Below are 16,707 nucleotides of genomic sequence, written 5' to 3'. Positions count from 1 at the left end.
ATCTAAAACTTTTCTAAAATTTCTCTAATTTTTGCTATTTCTTCACTTTGAGTTCTTAGAATAACATATTCACTAAGTATAGGAAATCCCATACTTATATCTTCTTTTCTATATTCCATATCACTTTCAACTTCCATCTTTCCAGAAGTATGTACCGCATAGGATTTAGTATATCTTATTACGTCTTCTACATTACCTGAATTTATACCACTTCCTATGAGAATTTCAATCTTGTCTTCTGATTTTCCTACCAATTCTTTTAAAAGTTCTCTACCTTCCGTACATTTATTTTTCTGACCTGAGGTTAAAATAGAACTGATTCCTAATTTCTTTGCCTCTTCTAATGTAGTAAAAGGATTTCTGCAAACATCAAAGGCGCGATGAAGGGTTATATACATTCCTTCTGCCAAAGCTATAAGCTCTTTCATTCTGTCTATCTCCAAGGTTCCATCTGGTTTTAACATTCCTATAACTACTCCGCTGGCACCAGCTTTTTTAAAGATTTTGATATCTCTTTTCATTATCTCAAATTCATCTTCTGTATAACAAAAATCACCATATCTAGGCCTAATTAAAATATTCATTTCTATATTCGTTTTTTCTTTTATTAACTTGAATAGGTTTATATTGGGTGTAGTGCCCCCAATAATTAGAGCGCTACAAAGTTCCAGACGATTTGCTCCACCTTTTACTGCTTCCATAGCTGACTCTACTGAATCCACACAAACTTCTAAAATAAATGACATAGTATTCTACTCCTCTTCTGCAAATAAGTGATACATAGATGCTTGCCACAGTATAAAAAGCATCCATTCCACTCTCTACTATACACTTTTCAAAAAAAATCTCTACCTCAAAACCTATCTCTTCCTCTAAAATTATTATATTTTCTGCCATGATAACAGATTAACTTTATTTGAACAATAATTTTCTTCATTCTGGTTATACTAAATTTGTAATAAAAACTATATAACTACAAGGAGGATTTCTAATGAAGGCCAAAAACATATTATTAACATTAGCCCTATCAACTATATTGTTTGTGGGGTGTGCTAAAACTCCTGTAAAAGCACCACAGGTAACAACACCACAAACAAAAACACCGCAGGTAACAACACCACAAACGAAACCACCAGTAATAACCCCAAATGTAGTAACCACAGCTTCAATAGTAGATAGCGCCGCCGCCTTTGAAAATGCTATAAGTAGCAAAGGTACATGGATTATTGCAATAACAAAAGATTTAGCTATTAATAAGGATCTTGTGGTTGAAGGTGAGTTTAAAAACGGCAAAAAAGATGCAGCTGGCAAGGACATTATGCAACGTAAAATAGCTCTATACGCACAAGATGAAAATAAAACCGTAACTGCTAGATACACTTTGACTGCGCCAAAATTAACTTTTAAAAGTCCTATGGGCAGTATAGAACATGGAACTTTCAAAGGGGATCTCTATGTTTCAGCAAGCAATTTTAAGTTAATAGATGCTACAGTTGATGGAAATGTATATTTTACTACAGCTGAAGCTAAATCCACATTCAAAATGGATGCTACAAGTAAAGTCACTGGAAAACAAGAAATGAAAAAATAGTGTATTTCGTAAAAAAATACAGTTAAGACCCTGATGAAATCATGGTTTTAACTGTATTTTTATTTAAATTTTGCACTCTTAGGGTTTTTGTGAGTAAGACCTAACTGAACTTGCTAAAGTATTAAAAAACATATAGCGATAATTATATAAACTGCTATAAGTTGAACTCCTTCAAGCCAATTTGATTCACCATCGCTAGCAACCCTATTTGCTATAATCACTGATACTATTAGTGCCACTAGCTCAAACTCATTAAAAATAATACTCATAGGTTTAAATAATAAACTTAAAAAAATTAATATTGGAGCAACAAATAATATTATTTGTAGGCTTGAACCTATTGCAATTTCTACTGCTACATCCATTTTGTTTTTTAGTGCCATTATAACTGCCGTACTATGTTCTGCAGCATTTCCTATGATAGGTATAATAATTATTCCCACAAAAAAACTACTAAAGCCTATAGCTTTCGTCATTGCTTCTACTGATCCAACTAAAAATTCACTCTCAATAGCTATACATAGCGTTGCAATTATAAGAACTAAAATAGATTTTTTCAAACTCCATTTTGATTGAACTTCCCCTTTATGCTCAGCTCCATATATATCTTTGTGAGTAAAAAATGAAAAGTATAATCCTAAAATATATATAAGGAACATAATTAGCGCTACAGCAATACTTAGACTTTCATATTTTGAAGTCAATAAATCAACCTTAACTGTATGAGTAAATATTGCTGGTATACTTAGACCTATTACTGAAAATAAAAGCATACTAGAAGAAACTTCAACAGCTTTTTTGTTAAAACTTTGTGTCTTAAATTTGCAACCACCAAAAATCATACTTGCCCCTAACACAAGTAATATATTTCCTATTACAGAACCAACAATTGATGCTTTAACTACTTCGAACAAGCCTTCTTTAAGAGCAAAGAAAGCTATTATTAATTCGGTAGCATTTCCAAATGTGGCATTTAAAAATCCGCCTATCCTAGGCCCTGAATACACCGATATTTCTTCTGTAGCTTCACCCATGAGTCCCGCCAAAGGTATAATTGCAAGAGCCGATGTAACAAAAATTAAAGTAGGACTTAAATGCATAAATTTAAACACTATACTAACTGGTATTAGTATTAATAAATATCTAAGATACTTCATAATCCTTTACTGCCATGAAAATTTATTTTTTCTAGCAGTTTTTCACCCCTATCATATAAATTTAAAAAATGAAACCATTATTAATCAAACAATTATACCATAATATAGTTTTAAATTCCTCCAAATTGCATAATCAGTTACAGGATGACCAATTTTTCTTCACTTATTTTAATTATTATAACTAAAGAATGTATATCATATTAGTTAAATATGTATTAACTTTCATGAATAAGTCTTGTAAAAACTCATTAAATGGAGCATGCTGTATATTATAAGACGCACAAGCATTAAATACTTTCATAAAGGAGCGTTGCGTATGTTTGGTTATATCCTTATTTTTTTCGCTAAAATAATTGAGGTTTCCTTAACCACGGTTAGAGTAGTACTAATAACTAGAGGCGAAAAATTTTATGGAGCTATTATTGGTTTTTTTGAAGTACTTATATGGTTGTATGTGATTAGCACTGTACTTATTGGAATAAGTAAAGAACCATTTAAAATGGTAATTTATGCATTAGGATTCTCTTGCGGAAATTATATTGGATGTATTTTAGAAGATAAACTAGCACTAGGACTCATGACCATAAATGCAATAGTATCTGAAAAAGATGGCCATACTCTAGCTAAAATATTGAGAGCAGAAAATGTAGGTGTTACTATTATTGATGCAGAAGGATTAAAAGAAGATAAGAAAATGCTTATCTTGCATGTTAAAAGAAAAAGAAAATCTCAAATATTAAAAATAATACACAATTCTGATATAAAGGCTGTAATCTCACTAATGGATACTAAAACTATATATGGTGGTTATGGTATTAAAAAATAAAAATTAAAAATACGAGGCTGTCTCAAACTAGAAAGTAATTTATAGAATGAGACAGCTCTTTTTTATGAATTATATACGGTATACTTCCACAGTGTTTTCTTCCATTTACTCTAATGAAACCTTTTTCAATTTAGCTTTACTTCTGTGTAATCTTAAAAAGGTTAAAATCGCTCCAATCATGCAAATAGCGGCGGCAGTTATATATACAGTTTTCATGCCATAAATAAATGCATCATTTCTCCCAATTACATAATCAGTTACACGATGACCAATTTTATAACTCATCCTGTTATACAAAATAGTAGTAGCTAAAGCTATCCCGCACACCATCCCTAAATTTCTCACAAGTGCATTCACACTTCCTGCAATACCTAGCTTATCCTTTGGTACTGTAGACATTACCAAAGAATTATTAGGTGATTGAAATAAACCATTTCCTATCGACATAGTCGCTATAAAAATTACCATGCTTATTATTGAAGACTGCTCATTTAAAGTTGACATTAATAGTAGCCCCAAACTTGTAAGCACCAGCCCTATAAAAGTAAGAATTTCAGAACCTATTTTATCTGACAAATGTCCACTAATTGGTGCCACTACTGACAAAATCAAGGGAGAAATCATAAGAATTAGTCCAGTAGATGCTGGTGAAAACTTAAGCACATCCTGAAGATAAAAGGGCTGAATGATAATTGAACAAAAGATGGCTACAAAGGATATAAATCCACAAAATATACTGAGGGAAAACAATTTATCCTCAAAAATTTCAAGCTGTAATAACGGACTTTCACGCAACTTTTCCACCTTAATAAATGAAATGAAAGAAATAATTGCTATTAAAAAGCCTAATAGAATTATTGGATTGGTAAACCCTACCTCTTGTCCTTTACCTAGAGCTGCAAATAGAGGAACTATAGCAAACATAAATAATAAGGCTCCAAGTCCATCCGATTTTACCTTTGCTGTTTTGTGACCTTTAGGAAGTATCCTTAAACTATAAAATAGTGTTATTATACCTATTGGTACGTTTATTAAAAATATATACTCCCAACTGGTAGTACTTACTATGAATCCTCCCAATGCTGGTCCTACCAATGACCCCAACGCCACGAATGTTCCTGTGATTCCTAGTGCTTTTCCTCTTTCATTTACTGGGAATACTTCAGTTATAATCCCTTGATTGTTGGCCATAGTACCCGCAGCGCCTATTCCCTGTATTACTCTTGCAAACACTAAAACTGGAAGAGAACTTGTTATTCCACAAAGTAAAGAGCCTAGTGTAAATAGTGCTAGTCCAAACTTAAATACCTTTGTTTTACCAACTACATCGCCCAATCTTCCAAAAACTAATATAGTTGCTGAAATTATAATTAAATAACTTGTTACTACCAATTGAATATTCCCTGATGATACATTCAAAGCTTTAGCCATCACAGGTAAAGCTACATTTACAATACTACTATCTAAAGTACACATAAAAGTTACCATTACAACTATAAATAAAATTACCCATCTATTCTTATTATTACTATTATTTTTCAAACTCATCTCTATTCTCCTTTTATCCTTATACCTTAATTTCCTTTATATTATTTAAAATCTTATTCAAGGAATCTATGGTTATATCCTTTTCCTTTTCATTTAAATCCACTGTTATTAAATGGACTAATTTATGAATTTCATCTAAAACTTTGGGAATTATAACCTTAGCCTTTTCCGTTAAATATAGCTTATAGGCTCTAGAATCAGCTTCATCTTTTTTCCTATCTATGTATCCAAGTTTTATAAGTTTTGTAATGGTTCTAGCTGACATTGCCTTATCATAACCTACTTCTTCGCTTATTTTATTTTGACTAATACCTTCATTTTCCCTTAATATAAGTAGATATGGGTAAGAACCGCTACTTAATTCATATTCTTTTAACACCTTATCCAAATAAACTTGCGTAGTTCTGAAAATTTTATTATTAAGTTTAGTTAAATACATTATGCCTTCCTGCAAAATTTTTCACCTTCCTTATATATAATCATCTTATTCTTTTGTTATTTTAATTGACAAGTCAACCTTATTATAATTGAATTTCGTTGACAAGTCAACCATATACTTCTTCACTTATTTGAATTATTATATAACTGAAGAGTGTATATAAGGTTATGTTATTAGAAAATAAGAGTTAATAATGAGACACATAGATACTTTATCCATAATGCACAACCCCCATATATATTTTTTGAGTTTTATAAATTAATTATAATCACATAATTAAACAATATTTTAATTCCTTCCATAAGTGAAGATTCCTCTTTAACCCTAGGAATACTTTTCGCTTCAAAATTTGGAATCATAACATCCCGTACAGGGGTTACATTTATAAAATTTATTTTTCACCTGTTGTCCCTTTCCTTAAAATACATTCCTTGCAGTACTGCTAAAATATAAATTAAATTATGTTTTGTATTAATAAGCTCTTCTCATATAAATATATAGAGCAAAACTTCTAGAAATTTACATTATTTTTCTTATATTTCCTCAGACAAACATTGTCAAGAAAAAGCAATTGTTATATACAGTGTTTTCTGTGATTTCAAATACTTTCTATTTAGTATATGTTATTTTTTCTCAATTTTCTTTCTAAATTAACCCGAGAAAACTTTTATGCCAACTTTAATTTTTTAGTTTTAGATGATAGACTTGTAACCACTGGAGATGATAACTCCTTAATATTGAAAATACATCTAGTTTAACCACAAAAAAACACCGAAATATAAATATATTTCGGTGTTTTTTGTGGTTAATCCATTGGATGGTTATAAATCATACGGTCATATACGTGGTTAAATCCCATCTTACGATAAAGATTTTTCGCGCGTTTATTATCAAGATCTACGTGAAGTGACAGGTTACCATCTGTAAGTTCTATTGCACGCCCAATAAGTTCTGATGCCACACCACGCCCTTTATTACCGGGTTTAACACCAATATAAGCTAAATGATATGTGGAAATAAACGTCTCAAATCCCATATTAACAACAATACAAATGCCTTGTTCTTCTCCATTTCGTTTTGCTATTAACAAAAATCCTTCTTTCATGGCCTTTTCGATAGCATCTACTGTCTCTCCCACTGAATCATTATAATCTGCTAGCCAAGTTCGTGTCATATTCAGTAACTCACCTTTGTTTTTATCATTAAAACTTGTAATTTCACATACCTCAACTTCACTTCTTGCATCATTTAAAATAATTAAATGCTTACCACTTTTAAGTTGTCCTTGCTTTACTTTTTTGATAAAGGCTGCCATTGCATATGCTTCTTTCCTAGAAACAATAACGCCCTCATATTCACGTAGCATAGTAACTGCCTGCCTCAGATCTTCTTCTTCAATATCAATCATGCAAGCATCAGTCTCAACAATGATTTTATTAATGCTTTCAACCATATCTGTATGTCTTCCTGGTGAAGACAAAGCTGTTTTTTTAGTGTTATTACTTTCAATTTTGCTAATGTTCATTTTCCTAACATATTGATTTATATCCTCTTGCCATGATAGACTCGCACCACATAATAATTGAGGTAATTCACTTAATTCTTCATGCACCCAGCTTTTTATTAAGCCACTATAAATGCTTGAAAGTGTATACCCAAATCCTAATTTAGTTGTTATTGTATCCACTTTAAAATTCATACGTTCCAAACATTCTTTAGTCATGTCTTCAAATATAAGATGACTTATAATAGTGTTTAAATCCCATTCACAGGTCAAGTACATGTTGCTTTGCTCTGCTATATTTCTTAGCTCCGGACGTGAGGCGTTATACCTTTTATCTCGTAAATCTAATAAAATCTCTTTATCTAAACGAGATATTTTCCATTTTTCATTTTTGAATAGCGGAACCCTGACCTCAAGTTCCTTTAATTTTGCAAATAACATTACTGATTTTATGTAACTTTCAGAACCATCAACTAAAATTTCTTTAAAACCATTAGCAACAGCATCTTTTACTAAAACCTCTGAAATACGGTCATATTTATGTCCTGATGGATTAGCTCCTTCAAGCTTCAGATATATCTCTCCGATATTTAATACTTTTTCTAATTTCTTCGCTCTCATTAAGGGTGTTCTTCCACTTTTTCGCATAATCTCTCCTTCAACATTTAATTAGAAATAAATTTTAAAATTACTCTAACTCATTTGTTAAATGTTAGAGCTAGAGTTGGCGTTCTTAAACTTCAACTTTTTTTCGAACTTTACTATCTAACATAGTATGCCCTGCTCATAATGCAGTTATAATATACTTGAATTTTTTAATCTTACTTAAAAGCTTCAAGTATATTATTGCTTAGGGTCCATCTACTCTAAATGCACATTTTACTATACTTTCCTTATGTTAAGTATAGCATTTTAAGTCGAAATTTGCAAATATGAGGAAGTTTTTGTTATTATTTCTTTAATATTATTTAGTTTATTTTATCAAATCTTGAAATTCTCCGCCCACAATATCCTTTAACGAATTCGGATTAATTTCTATTTGAAATCCTATTTTCCCAGCACTTACTATTATGGTTTCTATCTCTAAAGCAGTATCATGGATAAATGTTCTATACTGCTTCTTCATACCTATAGGGGAACATCCACCTCTAATATATCCCGTATAGTGTTGAAGTTCACTCAAATCTAACATTTCTATTCTCTTCTCATTAGTTACTTTAGCTACTTTTTTAAAGTCTATCTCCTCTCTAACTGGAATCAGGAAAATATAAATGTTATTTGAAATTCCCTTTGTAACTAAAGTTTTATAAACATATTTCTCTTCTCTACCTATCTTTTTTGATACAGATATCCCATCTATTTTATCATCTTTAACATCATAAGTTATAACCTCATATTCGGCCTTAATCTTATCTAAAATTCGCATAGCATTTGTTTTTATCATTATTTTCTCCTTTGTTGATTAACTATTTACTTTATCCTTTTTACTTTACTTCATTGTACATTTATTATTATTTTACCATAGGTAGTATAACCTAACAATTAATTACCATAATATCTATAAATTAAAGTTAATTCAGCTATTATATATTCATACAATAGTATTTGTCGACAAATTGTATGAATGTTTGTTAAAAAAGCATTGAACTTTTTGTCGGTTGATATATAATAATAAGAGTAATTATTAACTTTTATTAATCGCTTACATTTTAGGAGGAAAAAACATGTCAGAAAAAATTAAAAGTACAAAACATTTAACATTGGTATCATTGGTCTTAATGATTTTTACTTCAGTTTATGGATTTAATAACATCCCAAGATCATTTTATAAAATGGGATATGCGGCTATACCATGGTATATATTATCAGGAATAACATTCTTCATCCCATTTGCTTTCATGATGGCTGAATTTGGTGCAGCTTTCAAAAACGAAAAGGGTGGAATATACTCTTGGATGGCAAAATCCGTAGGAGCAAAATTTGCTTTTATAGGAACCTTCATGTGGTATTCATCTTATGTAATTTGGATGGTTAACGTTGCATCAACAGTTTGGATTCCAATATCAAATGCAATATTTGGTACAGATACAACAAAGACTTGGGGTCTATTGGGATTAACGGGTCCAAAATTTCTAGGAATACTTGGGATATGTTGGATAATATTTGTTACATTTATATCAACTAAGGGATTAGACAAAATTAAAAAAGTAACTTCACTAGGTGGTAGCGCAGTTGCATTATTAAATATAGTTTTATTTATTGGAGCTATACTAGTATTTATAGGAAATCATGGTCATTTAGCTCAACCAATAGTTGGAATTAGTTCATTCATAGATTCACCAAATCCTAAATTTGTTGGGAATGTACTTCAATCATTTGCATTCGTAGTATTTGCTATATTTGCTTATGGTGGCATAGAAGTTGTTGGAGGATTGGTTGACGAAACAGAAAATGCTGAAAAAAACTTCCCTAAGGGTGTTGTTATTTCAGCGGTTGTTATCTCTATTGGCTACTCACTTGGAATATTCCTTGTTGGTATATTCACAAATTGGTCAAGCGTTATGAATGACAAGAGCGTTAACTTAGCTAATGCTGGTTATGTAGTAATGGCTAACCTAGGATATTCTCTTGGTAATGCTTTTGGAGCAAGCCAAGCTACTTCAGCAGCAATGGGACATGGTATAGCTAGATTCGTTGGACTTTCAATGTTCTTAGCTTTATCAGGTGCTTTCTTTACACTAATGTTCTCACCATTAAAACAATTAATCGAAGGTACCCCAGCTAAATTATGGCCTGGAAAAATGGCAGAAATGAAAAACGGAATGCCTCAAAAAGCTATGTGGGTTCAAGCGGCGATAGTTTGTATTATGATTTTCCTTGTTTCTGTTGTTGGTGGAGATTCTATGAAAAAGTTCATCGAAATATTAGTTTCAATGACTAACGTAGCTATGACTCTTCCATACATGTTTATATCGTTTGCTTTCGTACCATTTAAGAAAAACAAAGCTATTGTTAAGCCTTTTGAAATATTCAAAACTGACAGAAGTGCTTTAATATGGACAGTAGTTGTTATGTTCACTGTTGGATTTGCAAATTTCTTTTCAATAATACAACCAGCATTAGAAGGAGATTTAGGAACAACAATTTGGAGTGTAGCTGGACCAATATTCTTTACGGCAGTTGCATGGTCAATGTATAACAGCTATGAAAAAAATCATTTGAATAAATCTTTATAATCCAGTTCCAATAAAACAACTCATATTTTCACTTAAAAAGTCTACCCTAAAGGGTAGGCTTTTTTCATGTATCAACTCTATGAACTACAATTGAAGTCTAAATCTGCTTCTGAAGTCGGTAATACCGCACCTTCGAAGAAGATGAACAGCTGCGCTTGTGATGATTTAACCATAATTTCTTAATTTATAAAAAAACAGTAACATAAAATATTATTTATCATAATAATATATTGTAGAAAATTTTTATAAGGAGATATGTATGGAAAATTATTCAATGAAGCCTAAAAAATCTAAAGACATGAAGTCAATGAATCAAATGATGGGTATGAATCCTATGCCGCACATGATGCCTATGAATCAAATGATGCCAATGGACCCTATGATGCATATGATGCACATGATGCAAATGTGTATGTGTCAAATGATGCAAATGATGCCAATGATGCACATGAATCAAATGACAGGTATGAATCCCATGATGCACATGATGCCAATGGGTCACATGGGTATGAATCCTATGATGCATATGATGCCTATGGATCCTATGATGGATATGACAGATAGAGACGATATAGGAGAATAGTTTTACTTAAATTGGAACAAGGTTATAAATAGCCCAATGATGTACTTAAACTACATTGGGTTATTTATATATTTAACATAATTTTTGCCTCTGCCCAATTATAATGATTGAAAAAATATTTAGTATACTATATTATAATTATAATCTAGTATAAACATTATAAAGGGGTGAATGCTAATGGATAATCACAATCAGCTTCTGTGTATAAATTTAAGACATAAGCTTCATGAAAATGCTGAAATTTCTGGTAATGAAAATAAAACTATGGAGATATTAATAGATTTCCTGAGAAATAATACTAAGTTCGATATAATTGTTAAAGATGGATATTTCATTGCAGAAAAGATAGTCTGCAATGATGCCATGAATATTGCATTTAGAGCAGATATGGATGCAATTTCCATGGTAGAAACAACAGATATTGAATATAGATCCAATAATGTAGACGCTGCTCATAAATGTGGACATGATGGACATTGTGCCATACTCGCAGGATTAGCATTAGAAATAGAAAAAAAGCCAATAGAGCATAGGAATATTTTTTTATTATTTCAGCCTTCTGAAGAAGTTGGTGAAGGTGCTAGAAAAATCGTTCAGGATGATTTTTTAATGGAAAATAAAATTGATGAAATATATTCACTTCACAACATACCTGGATATGAGAGAGGAAACATTCTTTATAAAAGAGATGTATTTGCTTGTGCCTCAAAAGGAATTATAATTACTTTGATGGGGAAGCCATCGCATGCAGCTTATCCTGAATATGGTATAAATCCATCCAGTGCCGCTGCCGATATTGTTAATTTTTTAAATAATAGTACTAAATCCACTATTTTCAAAGGAATGGTTCTTTGCACTATCGTAAATATAAATATTGGAGAAAGAGCCTTTGGTACAGCTGCATCCTCAGGTGAAATTTTATTAACATTACGAGGAGAAAATGAAGAGGATTTAATGAGACTTGAAAACCACATATTAGTATTTGTGGAGCAGTGCTGCAGATCGCATGAAATAAACTTTAACATAAGTTATTCTGATGGGTTTCCTGAGACAAGAAATCATGATACCTGTATTAATAAAATACTAGAAGTGTGCAATACTCATGATTATAATCATGAAGAACTTCAATCCCCCTTTAGATGGTCTGAAGATTTCGGATATTATTTAAAAAATATAAAGGGCGCAATGTTTGGCCTGGGTGATGGCAAATTACAGCCCCAGCTTCATACTGCTGATTATGATTTCCCAGATAGTATTATTAAGACAGGTGTAGATATTTTTTATAGCATTGCAGAGTTAAAATAAAAGCACAAATTATGCAAAAATGAGCATACTACTTTGTAAAAGTTATTTATAAAAATTGTAAATAGTGATAAGATTATAAAAGAAGTTTAAACGAAAAAGAAAAGATATTGTCATTTTAAATAATTTGTAAAGTTTACTTCTGTTTGGGGGGAACCAATATTGGATAATTCAACATTAGATAAAGAAGATTATGAAAAAATGGTAAACTTAACTCCACAAATTTTATATATGGCTTACTTTGACGGTAAAATTAAATATGCAAATCCAGCCTTTAATAATGTTTTTGGCTATAGTAATGCTGAAGTAAAAGAGTTAAATATGTTTTCTATTATACATCCAGATGATAAAAACAACCTAAATAATACATTATTATTAGCTCATAAAGAGCAACAAGATATTGTAAATTTAGAATTTAGATATAAGTGCAAAGATGGCAATTTCAAATGGCTTTCATGGAATATAAAATTTGAGTGGGATGAAGGAATTATCTATGGAGCTGGCCGTGATGTGAGTAATAAAAAGGACCTTGAGCAAACGGTATATGAAAGCAATGAAAAATTAAATGCAATTATTGAAAATATATCTGAGGCATTATTCATCTTTGATAAGGATGGTAACTACACTACATTAAATAAATCAGCCAGGGATATATTCCCTTCTACAGTTGATAACTTTAGTAGCCTAGGAGTAAGTCTTAAAGATAATAAATATTATGATATTTTCGGGGATTTAATTGCCCATGAAGATATGCCAGGCTTTAGAATATTAAGAGGTGAGAAAATATCAGGATATAGAGTAATGAAAACTAATAATACTAGTATTACTTTTTATGATATAAATGGTATTCCTATTTATGATTATAAGGGAAACTTCATTGCCGGAATACAATGTTTGAATAATGTTACAGAAAATGTATTACACGAAAAAATACTGCAAAATCAATTTGACCTTCTCCACAAGACCATAGATACCCTAGATTTACCCTTTATAAGATTATCCTATCCGGATTTTAGCGTCACAGACATTAACCAAAAAGCATTAAATATTATAGAGGGATTAAATTCTAAAATGAACTCTATTGATGTTGTTAAAGGACAAAATTATACAGATATTATTACAGAGTTTGATAAAACTGATGTTTTTTATCATTTTCAAATGATTAAAGATAAGAAAGAAACATCCTATATAAAATATAAGGAGTTAATTGTATTTGGGGAGAAAACATTTGTAAATGTATTATATCAGCCAATACTTGGCCTGGAGGGTGACATCAAGCAAGTAATAGCAATTATACTTGATATAACTAAAGAAACTAGAGCTAAACTTCAACTAGAAAAGAACTTGAAAATGCAGGAAGAATTTTTTATAAATATTTCCCATGAGATTAAGACTCCTTTAAATGTTATTTTTAGTACCACTCAATTATTTGACTTATATATGAAAAATAACTCATTAATAGAAAATCAAGATAAGCTTGAGAAATATATTAAGGTTATAACTCAAAACTGCAATAGACAATCAAAATTAGTTAATAATTTAGTAGACTTATCCAAAATTCAATCTGGTTTTTTTAAGTTACATATGTCCAATACAAATATAGTTAGTGTTGTTGAAGAAATTGTTCAATCTGTATCTGAATATGTTGAAAATAAAGGATTAAAGATTGTTTTTGATACCGACATTGAGGAGAAAATTATTGCTTGTGACCCTACTAATATTGAAAGGGTTATGTTAAATCTTATTTCCAATGCAATTAAATTTTCTATGCAGGGAGATGAAATATTCGTAAATGTACACGATAAAGTCCACGGTGTTGAAATATTTGTAAAAGATACGGGTATAGGGATTGAGAGTGCTTATTTAGATGTTATATTTGAAAGGTTCAAGCAGGTTGATAAGTCATTATTTCGAAATGTTGAAGGAAGCGGTATAGGTTTATGCCTTGTTAAGTCAATTGTTGAACTTCATGGCGGAAGTATTAACCTTGAAAGTGAAATAGGAAAAGGTAGCAAATTTACAATAGAATTACCAAACAGAATAGTATCAGTACCCTCTGACACAATTAAAAATAAAAGTATAAAAAGTGACCTTCAAACAATTAACATTGAGTTTTCTGATATTTATTCATAATATCTTAGCATATAAATTTCACAATCTACATGCTACAAAAACAAGCCATATTAAAATTATTGATATTGGCTTGTTTTTTATTTACTAGAACTAATATCTTTTACTTCTAGTTAGAACTCTCAGCATCATTTTTTATAGAATTGTTACTTGTCGCTCCGCCAATGCTACCACAGGTTTTTGAGCTATAATCACCCCAGTAATCATCCTCAGGTATTTTTACCCCCATAAGCTGAGCTTGCTGAGTTTTATTTTTGGCATTGTTTATTTTTTCATTCATAAAAACACCATCCTTTTATCATTTATCATAGGATAGCATTTGCCATTCGCTATTAATTTATGTAAGTTGTATTTTTTTATTATCTAAAAAACAAAAACACCGATGTTAATCATCAGTGTTTTTGTAATGTTATACATGTTAATTATAACTCTATAACTGTGCCTATATGCATTTTTAGAGCACAGTTATAAATATCATATGCAGTTACAACATCCATAACGGCTATACCTACTGTTTTATAAATGGTGATATCCTTATCTTTTTTTCTTCCTTCAATCTTTCCTAGCAGAACCTCCCCAATTTCTCCGTCTATTCTGCTTTTATCAATAATCCCTTTATTTATTGGTATTATAAGATCTCCTGATTCTGAAAGAACTGCATCTTTAGAATCAACAAATACTTTATCTGCATTCTTTATTGTATATTCATCTATTTCCTGCATAACCGGAGTATATGAACCTACTGCATTTATGTGAGCACCCTTTTTTACAAATTGCCCATCGATAACAGGCATTCTTGAAGTTGTTACAGTTGTTATAATATCTGCATTTTCAATAGCTTCCCTTGTTGTTTTTGCAACGCTTATTTCTGTGCCGAATTTAACAAATTTTTCAGACATTTTTGTACAAAATTCCTGAGCCCTTTCTAAATTCATATCAAATACTTTTACAGAATCTAGATTTCTTACTGTTAACATTGCTTCTAATTGGCACTCAGCTTGTCCACCAGTACCTATAAGGGCGCCTTTTTTAGCCTCCTTAACTGCAAGCACATCAGTGGCAGCACCGGAACCTGCGCCTGTTCTTAACTGAGTAAGATATGTTCCATCCATTATGCAACAGACATCACCAGTTTTTCCATCCATTAGTATCATTTTTGCCGGTACTGAAGGCATTCCATTTTCAACATTCTTTGGGAATACAGAAACTATCTTTATTCCTATACTATCTATGTCTTCCACATAAGCGGGCATAAACAGACTTTGACCTGACAATTTGGGAATATCAATATTTGTTCTTAATGGAACCACACTTTTATTCTGTGAAAATAATTTAAAAGCGGTTTTATCCGAATCAATTGCATTTTTCATACTGAAAATATTTTCTATATCATGTTTTGTAAGTAATAACATTTTGTACCTCCTATGTTTTTATTTCAACTAACCTTTAAAAATATCTATTAATAGAAAAGCAGTTTTATATTAAAAGAGATTTTTCGATAATAGCTATATTTTCTCAAAAATTTCTCTAATATTGCCTGCTGATTTCTTAAGTTCTTCATTATCGGAATTATTCACTGATTTTATAAGTTTAAGACAATAAGCATCATGTTTCACATATTCCTTAGCCATAAAAACCATTGCATAGTTTTGGGTCCAAATAACTTCACATATCTTATTGTTTTCTATGCAGCCAAATAATACTTCATTTGAATCGGACACTATAGTAACCCATCTTCCAGGAATATCTTTAAGTTTTTCACTTTCGAACCCATGCTTATATAGAATGTTCAAATCAACATCGTATTTCTGCTCTGCGCTGTACAAAATAACCAGAGGATTAATTTTTTTTGATTCTAATAATTTTAATCCATCAAAAATTTCATCTATATCTTCCCGCCAAATCTGAATAAAAAGTTCTTTTTTTGTATTTTTTATAATCTCCCTACACTTATCAAAAATATTATTATACCCTTTTATATGCCAAATAAAATCCATATTTATACTTTTGTCATATTCTAAAAGTTCACTTTCTATCTCTTCAAGTAAAGAATTATAGTTATCTTTCTTTTTTGATATTAGTTCCTTTACTGGAATACAAGTGTAATATTTAGGATTTTCAGATTTTGAACAAATTGAAAAATTCTTCCGAACCAAGTTTTCAAGTACTGCATATACTTTCGACCGTGCTACCCCAGATATTTTGCTAATTTGATAACCCGTGGAAGGACCATTCTTTAGGAGCTCTACATAAACTTTCGCTTCAGAATCATTTAATTCAAGCGACTTTAAAAGTAAAATTATTTTTTCCATAAATTAGTCTCTCCTTAAAATAGTAGTTACCTATGGTGACTATCATATAATATTGATGAAAATATGTCAATAAAAAAAT

The 16,707-nt window shown here is 30.7% G+C and carries 16 protein-coding genes; 6 read left to right on the top strand and 10 right to left on the bottom strand.

All coding sequences use genetic code 11. The features are described from left to right. Window positions 1-2: 2 nt before the first annotated feature. Both G9F70_RS06265 and G9F70_RS06260 read right to left on the bottom strand, forming a co-directional pair. Window positions 3-746, bottom strand: coding sequence for a copper homeostasis protein CutC (locus G9F70_RS06265; RefSeq protein WP_164945310.1), 744 nt, complete (start codon window positions 744-746; stop codon window positions 3-5). After that, on the bottom strand, window positions 658-897 hold the full coding sequence (locus G9F70_RS06260; protein WP_224617451.1) for a hypothetical protein: 240 nt from the start codon (window positions 895-897) through the stop codon (window positions 658-660). Before G9F70_RS06260 ends, G9F70_RS06265 begins: the two co-directional genes overlap by 89 nt. 94 nt (window positions 898-991) lie before the next feature. On the opposite strand from G9F70_RS06260, the gene G9F70_RS06255 reads away from it, so the two are divergent. After that, window positions 992-1,591 (top strand): hypothetical protein, encoded by a 600-nt coding sequence (locus tag G9F70_RS06255; protein WP_164945309.1) that lies wholly within the window; start codon window positions 992-994, stop codon window positions 1,589-1,591. A 113-nt stretch (window positions 1,592-1,704) separates the two neighbouring features. Here the strand turns inward: G9F70_RS06255 and cax are convergent, their stop codons facing one another. Beyond that, complete coding sequence (gene cax / locus G9F70_RS06250) at window positions 1,705-2,748, bottom strand: calcium/proton exchanger (protein ID WP_164945308.1); 1,044 nt, start codon at window positions 2,746-2,748, stop codon at window positions 1,705-1,707. Between the two features lie 316 nt (window positions 2,749-3,064). Here cax and G9F70_RS06245 point away from each other — a divergent pair, with 316 nt between their 5' ends. Further along, window positions 3,065-3,574 carry a DUF2179 domain-containing protein gene (locus G9F70_RS06245; RefSeq protein ID WP_164945307.1) on the top strand — a complete coding sequence of 170 codons (510 nt, stop codon included), beginning with the start codon at window positions 3,065-3,067 and terminating at the stop codon, window positions 3,572-3,574. A 105-nt stretch (window positions 3,575-3,679) separates the two neighbouring features. On the opposite strand, the gene G9F70_RS06240 is transcribed toward G9F70_RS06245, so the two are convergent. The 4 genes from G9F70_RS06240 to ybaK all read right to left on the bottom strand — a co-directional run bounded on the left by G9F70_RS06240 (window position 3,680) and on the right by ybaK (window position 8,509). Further along, complete coding sequence (locus G9F70_RS06240) at window positions 3,680-5,122, bottom strand: MFS transporter (RefSeq protein WP_164945306.1); 1,443 nt, start codon at window positions 5,120-5,122, stop codon at window positions 3,680-3,682. Between the two features lie 19 nt (window positions 5,123-5,141). Next, window positions 5,142-5,561 (bottom strand): MarR family winged helix-turn-helix transcriptional regulator, encoded by a 420-nt coding sequence (locus G9F70_RS06235; RefSeq protein WP_164945305.1) that lies wholly within the window; start codon window positions 5,559-5,561, stop codon window positions 5,142-5,144. Between the two features lie 805 nt (window positions 5,562-6,366). Next, complete coding sequence (locus tag G9F70_RS06230; RefSeq protein ID WP_164945304.1) at window positions 6,367-7,713, bottom strand: pyridoxal-phosphate dependent enzyme; 1,347 nt, start codon at window positions 7,711-7,713, stop codon at window positions 6,367-6,369. Between the two features lie 325 nt (window positions 7,714-8,038). Further along, window positions 8,039-8,509 (bottom strand): Cys-tRNA(Pro) deacylase, encoded by a 471-nt coding sequence (ybaK, locus tag G9F70_RS06225; RefSeq protein WP_164945303.1) that lies wholly within the window; start codon window positions 8,507-8,509, stop codon window positions 8,039-8,041. A 280-nt stretch (window positions 8,510-8,789) separates the two neighbouring features. On the opposite strand from ybaK, the gene yjeM reads away from it, so the two are divergent. The 4 genes from yjeM to G9F70_RS06205 all read left to right on the top strand — a co-directional run bounded on the left by yjeM (window position 8,790) and on the right by G9F70_RS06205 (window position 14,319). Beyond that, the gene (gene yjeM, locus G9F70_RS06220; protein ID WP_164945302.1) at window positions 8,790-10,301 is read left to right on the top strand and encodes a glutamate/gamma-aminobutyrate family transporter YjeM; all 1,512 of its coding nucleotides are present in this window, start codon (window positions 8,790-8,792) and stop codon (window positions 10,299-10,301) included. Window positions 10,302-10,560: 259 nt separating this feature from the next. Continuing rightward, on the top strand, window positions 10,561-10,884 hold the full coding sequence (locus tag G9F70_RS06215; RefSeq protein WP_164945301.1) for a hypothetical protein: 324 nt from the start codon (window positions 10,561-10,563) through the stop codon (window positions 10,882-10,884). A gap of 177 nt (window positions 10,885-11,061) precedes the next feature. Further along, entirely contained in the window at window positions 11,062-12,189 is a 1,128-nt protein-coding gene (locus tag G9F70_RS06210) for an amidohydrolase (protein ID WP_164945300.1), read from the top strand. 159 nt (window positions 12,190-12,348) lie between these two features. Continuing rightward, entirely contained in the window at window positions 12,349-14,319 is a 1,971-nt protein-coding gene (locus tag G9F70_RS06205) for an ATP-binding protein (protein ID WP_164945299.1), read from the top strand. Window positions 14,320-14,425: 106 nt separating this feature from the next. Here the strand turns inward: G9F70_RS06205 and G9F70_RS06200 are convergent, their stop codons facing one another. From G9F70_RS06200 to G9F70_RS06190, 3 genes are all read right to left on the bottom strand, one after another. After that, the gene (locus G9F70_RS06200; RefSeq protein WP_164945298.1) at window positions 14,426-14,596 is read right to left on the bottom strand and encodes a small, acid-soluble spore protein, alpha/beta type; all 171 of its coding nucleotides are present in this window, start codon (window positions 14,594-14,596) and stop codon (window positions 14,426-14,428) included. A gap of 142 nt (window positions 14,597-14,738) precedes the next feature. Further along, window positions 14,739-15,728, bottom strand: a complete 990-nt coding sequence (locus G9F70_RS06195; RefSeq protein ID WP_164945297.1) for an ornithine cyclodeaminase family protein — start codon at window positions 15,726-15,728, stop codon at window positions 14,739-14,741. Between the two features lie 93 nt (window positions 15,729-15,821). Next, a complete protein-coding gene (locus G9F70_RS06190; RefSeq protein WP_164945296.1) occupies window positions 15,822-16,628 on the bottom strand; it encodes a TrmB family transcriptional regulator in 807 nt (268 codons plus the stop codon). Window positions 16,629-16,707: the final 79 nt, after the last annotated feature.

This window comes from Clostridium sp. FP1 (genome assembly GCF_011065975.2).
Taxonomy (GTDB): domain Bacteria; phylum Bacillota; class Clostridia; order Clostridiales; family Clostridiaceae; genus Clostridium_AD; species Clostridium_AD tagluense.
The sequence above is the reverse complement of the archived record's forward strand: the minus strand, read 5'-3'. Positions and strand labels throughout refer to the sequence as shown.

What these genes read in the sequence shown, in the direction of transcription:
- G9F70_RS06265 (WP_164945310.1), bottom strand. Translation starts at nt 746, where the DNA reads ATGTCATTTATTTTAGAAGTTTGTGTGGATTCAGTAGAGTCAGCTATG.
- G9F70_RS06260 (WP_224617451.1), bottom strand. Translation starts at nt 897, where the DNA reads ATGGCAGAAAATATAATAATTTTAGAGGAAGAGATAGGTTTTGAGGTA.
- G9F70_RS06255 (WP_164945309.1), top strand. Translation starts at nt 992, where the DNA reads ATGAAGGCCAAAAACATATTATTAACATTAGCCCTATCAACTATATTG.
- cax (WP_164945308.1), bottom strand. Translation starts at nt 2,748, where the DNA reads ATGAAGTATCTTAGATATTTATTAATACTAATACCAGTTAGTATAGTG.
- G9F70_RS06245 (WP_164945307.1), top strand. Translation starts at nt 3,065, where the DNA reads ATGTTTGGTTATATCCTTATTTTTTTCGCTAAAATAATTGAGGTTTCC.
- G9F70_RS06240 (WP_164945306.1), bottom strand. Translation starts at nt 5,122, where the DNA reads ATGAGTTTGAAAAATAATAGTAATAATAAGAATAGATGGGTAATTTTA.
- G9F70_RS06235 (WP_164945305.1), bottom strand. Translation starts at nt 5,561, where the DNA reads ATGTATTTAACTAAACTTAATAATAAAATTTTCAGAACTACGCAAGTT.
- G9F70_RS06230 (WP_164945304.1), bottom strand. Translation starts at nt 7,713, where the DNA reads ATGCGAAAAAGTGGAAGAACACCCTTAATGAGAGCGAAGAAATTAGAA.
- ybaK (WP_164945303.1), bottom strand. Translation starts at nt 8,509, where the DNA reads ATGATAAAAACAAATGCTATGCGAATTTTAGATAAGATTAAGGCCGAA.
- yjeM (WP_164945302.1), top strand. Translation starts at nt 8,790, where the DNA reads ATGTCAGAAAAAATTAAAAGTACAAAACATTTAACATTGGTATCATTG.
- G9F70_RS06215 (WP_164945301.1), top strand. Translation starts at nt 10,561, where the DNA reads ATGGAAAATTATTCAATGAAGCCTAAAAAATCTAAAGACATGAAGTCA.
- G9F70_RS06210 (WP_164945300.1), top strand. Translation starts at nt 11,062, where the DNA reads ATGGATAATCACAATCAGCTTCTGTGTATAAATTTAAGACATAAGCTT.
- G9F70_RS06200 (WP_164945298.1), bottom strand. Translation starts at nt 14,596, where the DNA reads ATGAATGAAAAAATAAACAATGCCAAAAATAAAACTCAGCAAGCTCAG.
- G9F70_RS06195 (WP_164945297.1), bottom strand. Translation starts at nt 15,728, where the DNA reads ATGTTATTACTTACAAAACATGATATAGAAAATATTTTCAGTATGAAA.
- G9F70_RS06190 (WP_164945296.1), bottom strand. Translation starts at nt 16,628, where the DNA reads ATGGAAAAAATAATTTTACTTTTAAAGTCGCTTGAATTAAATGATTCT.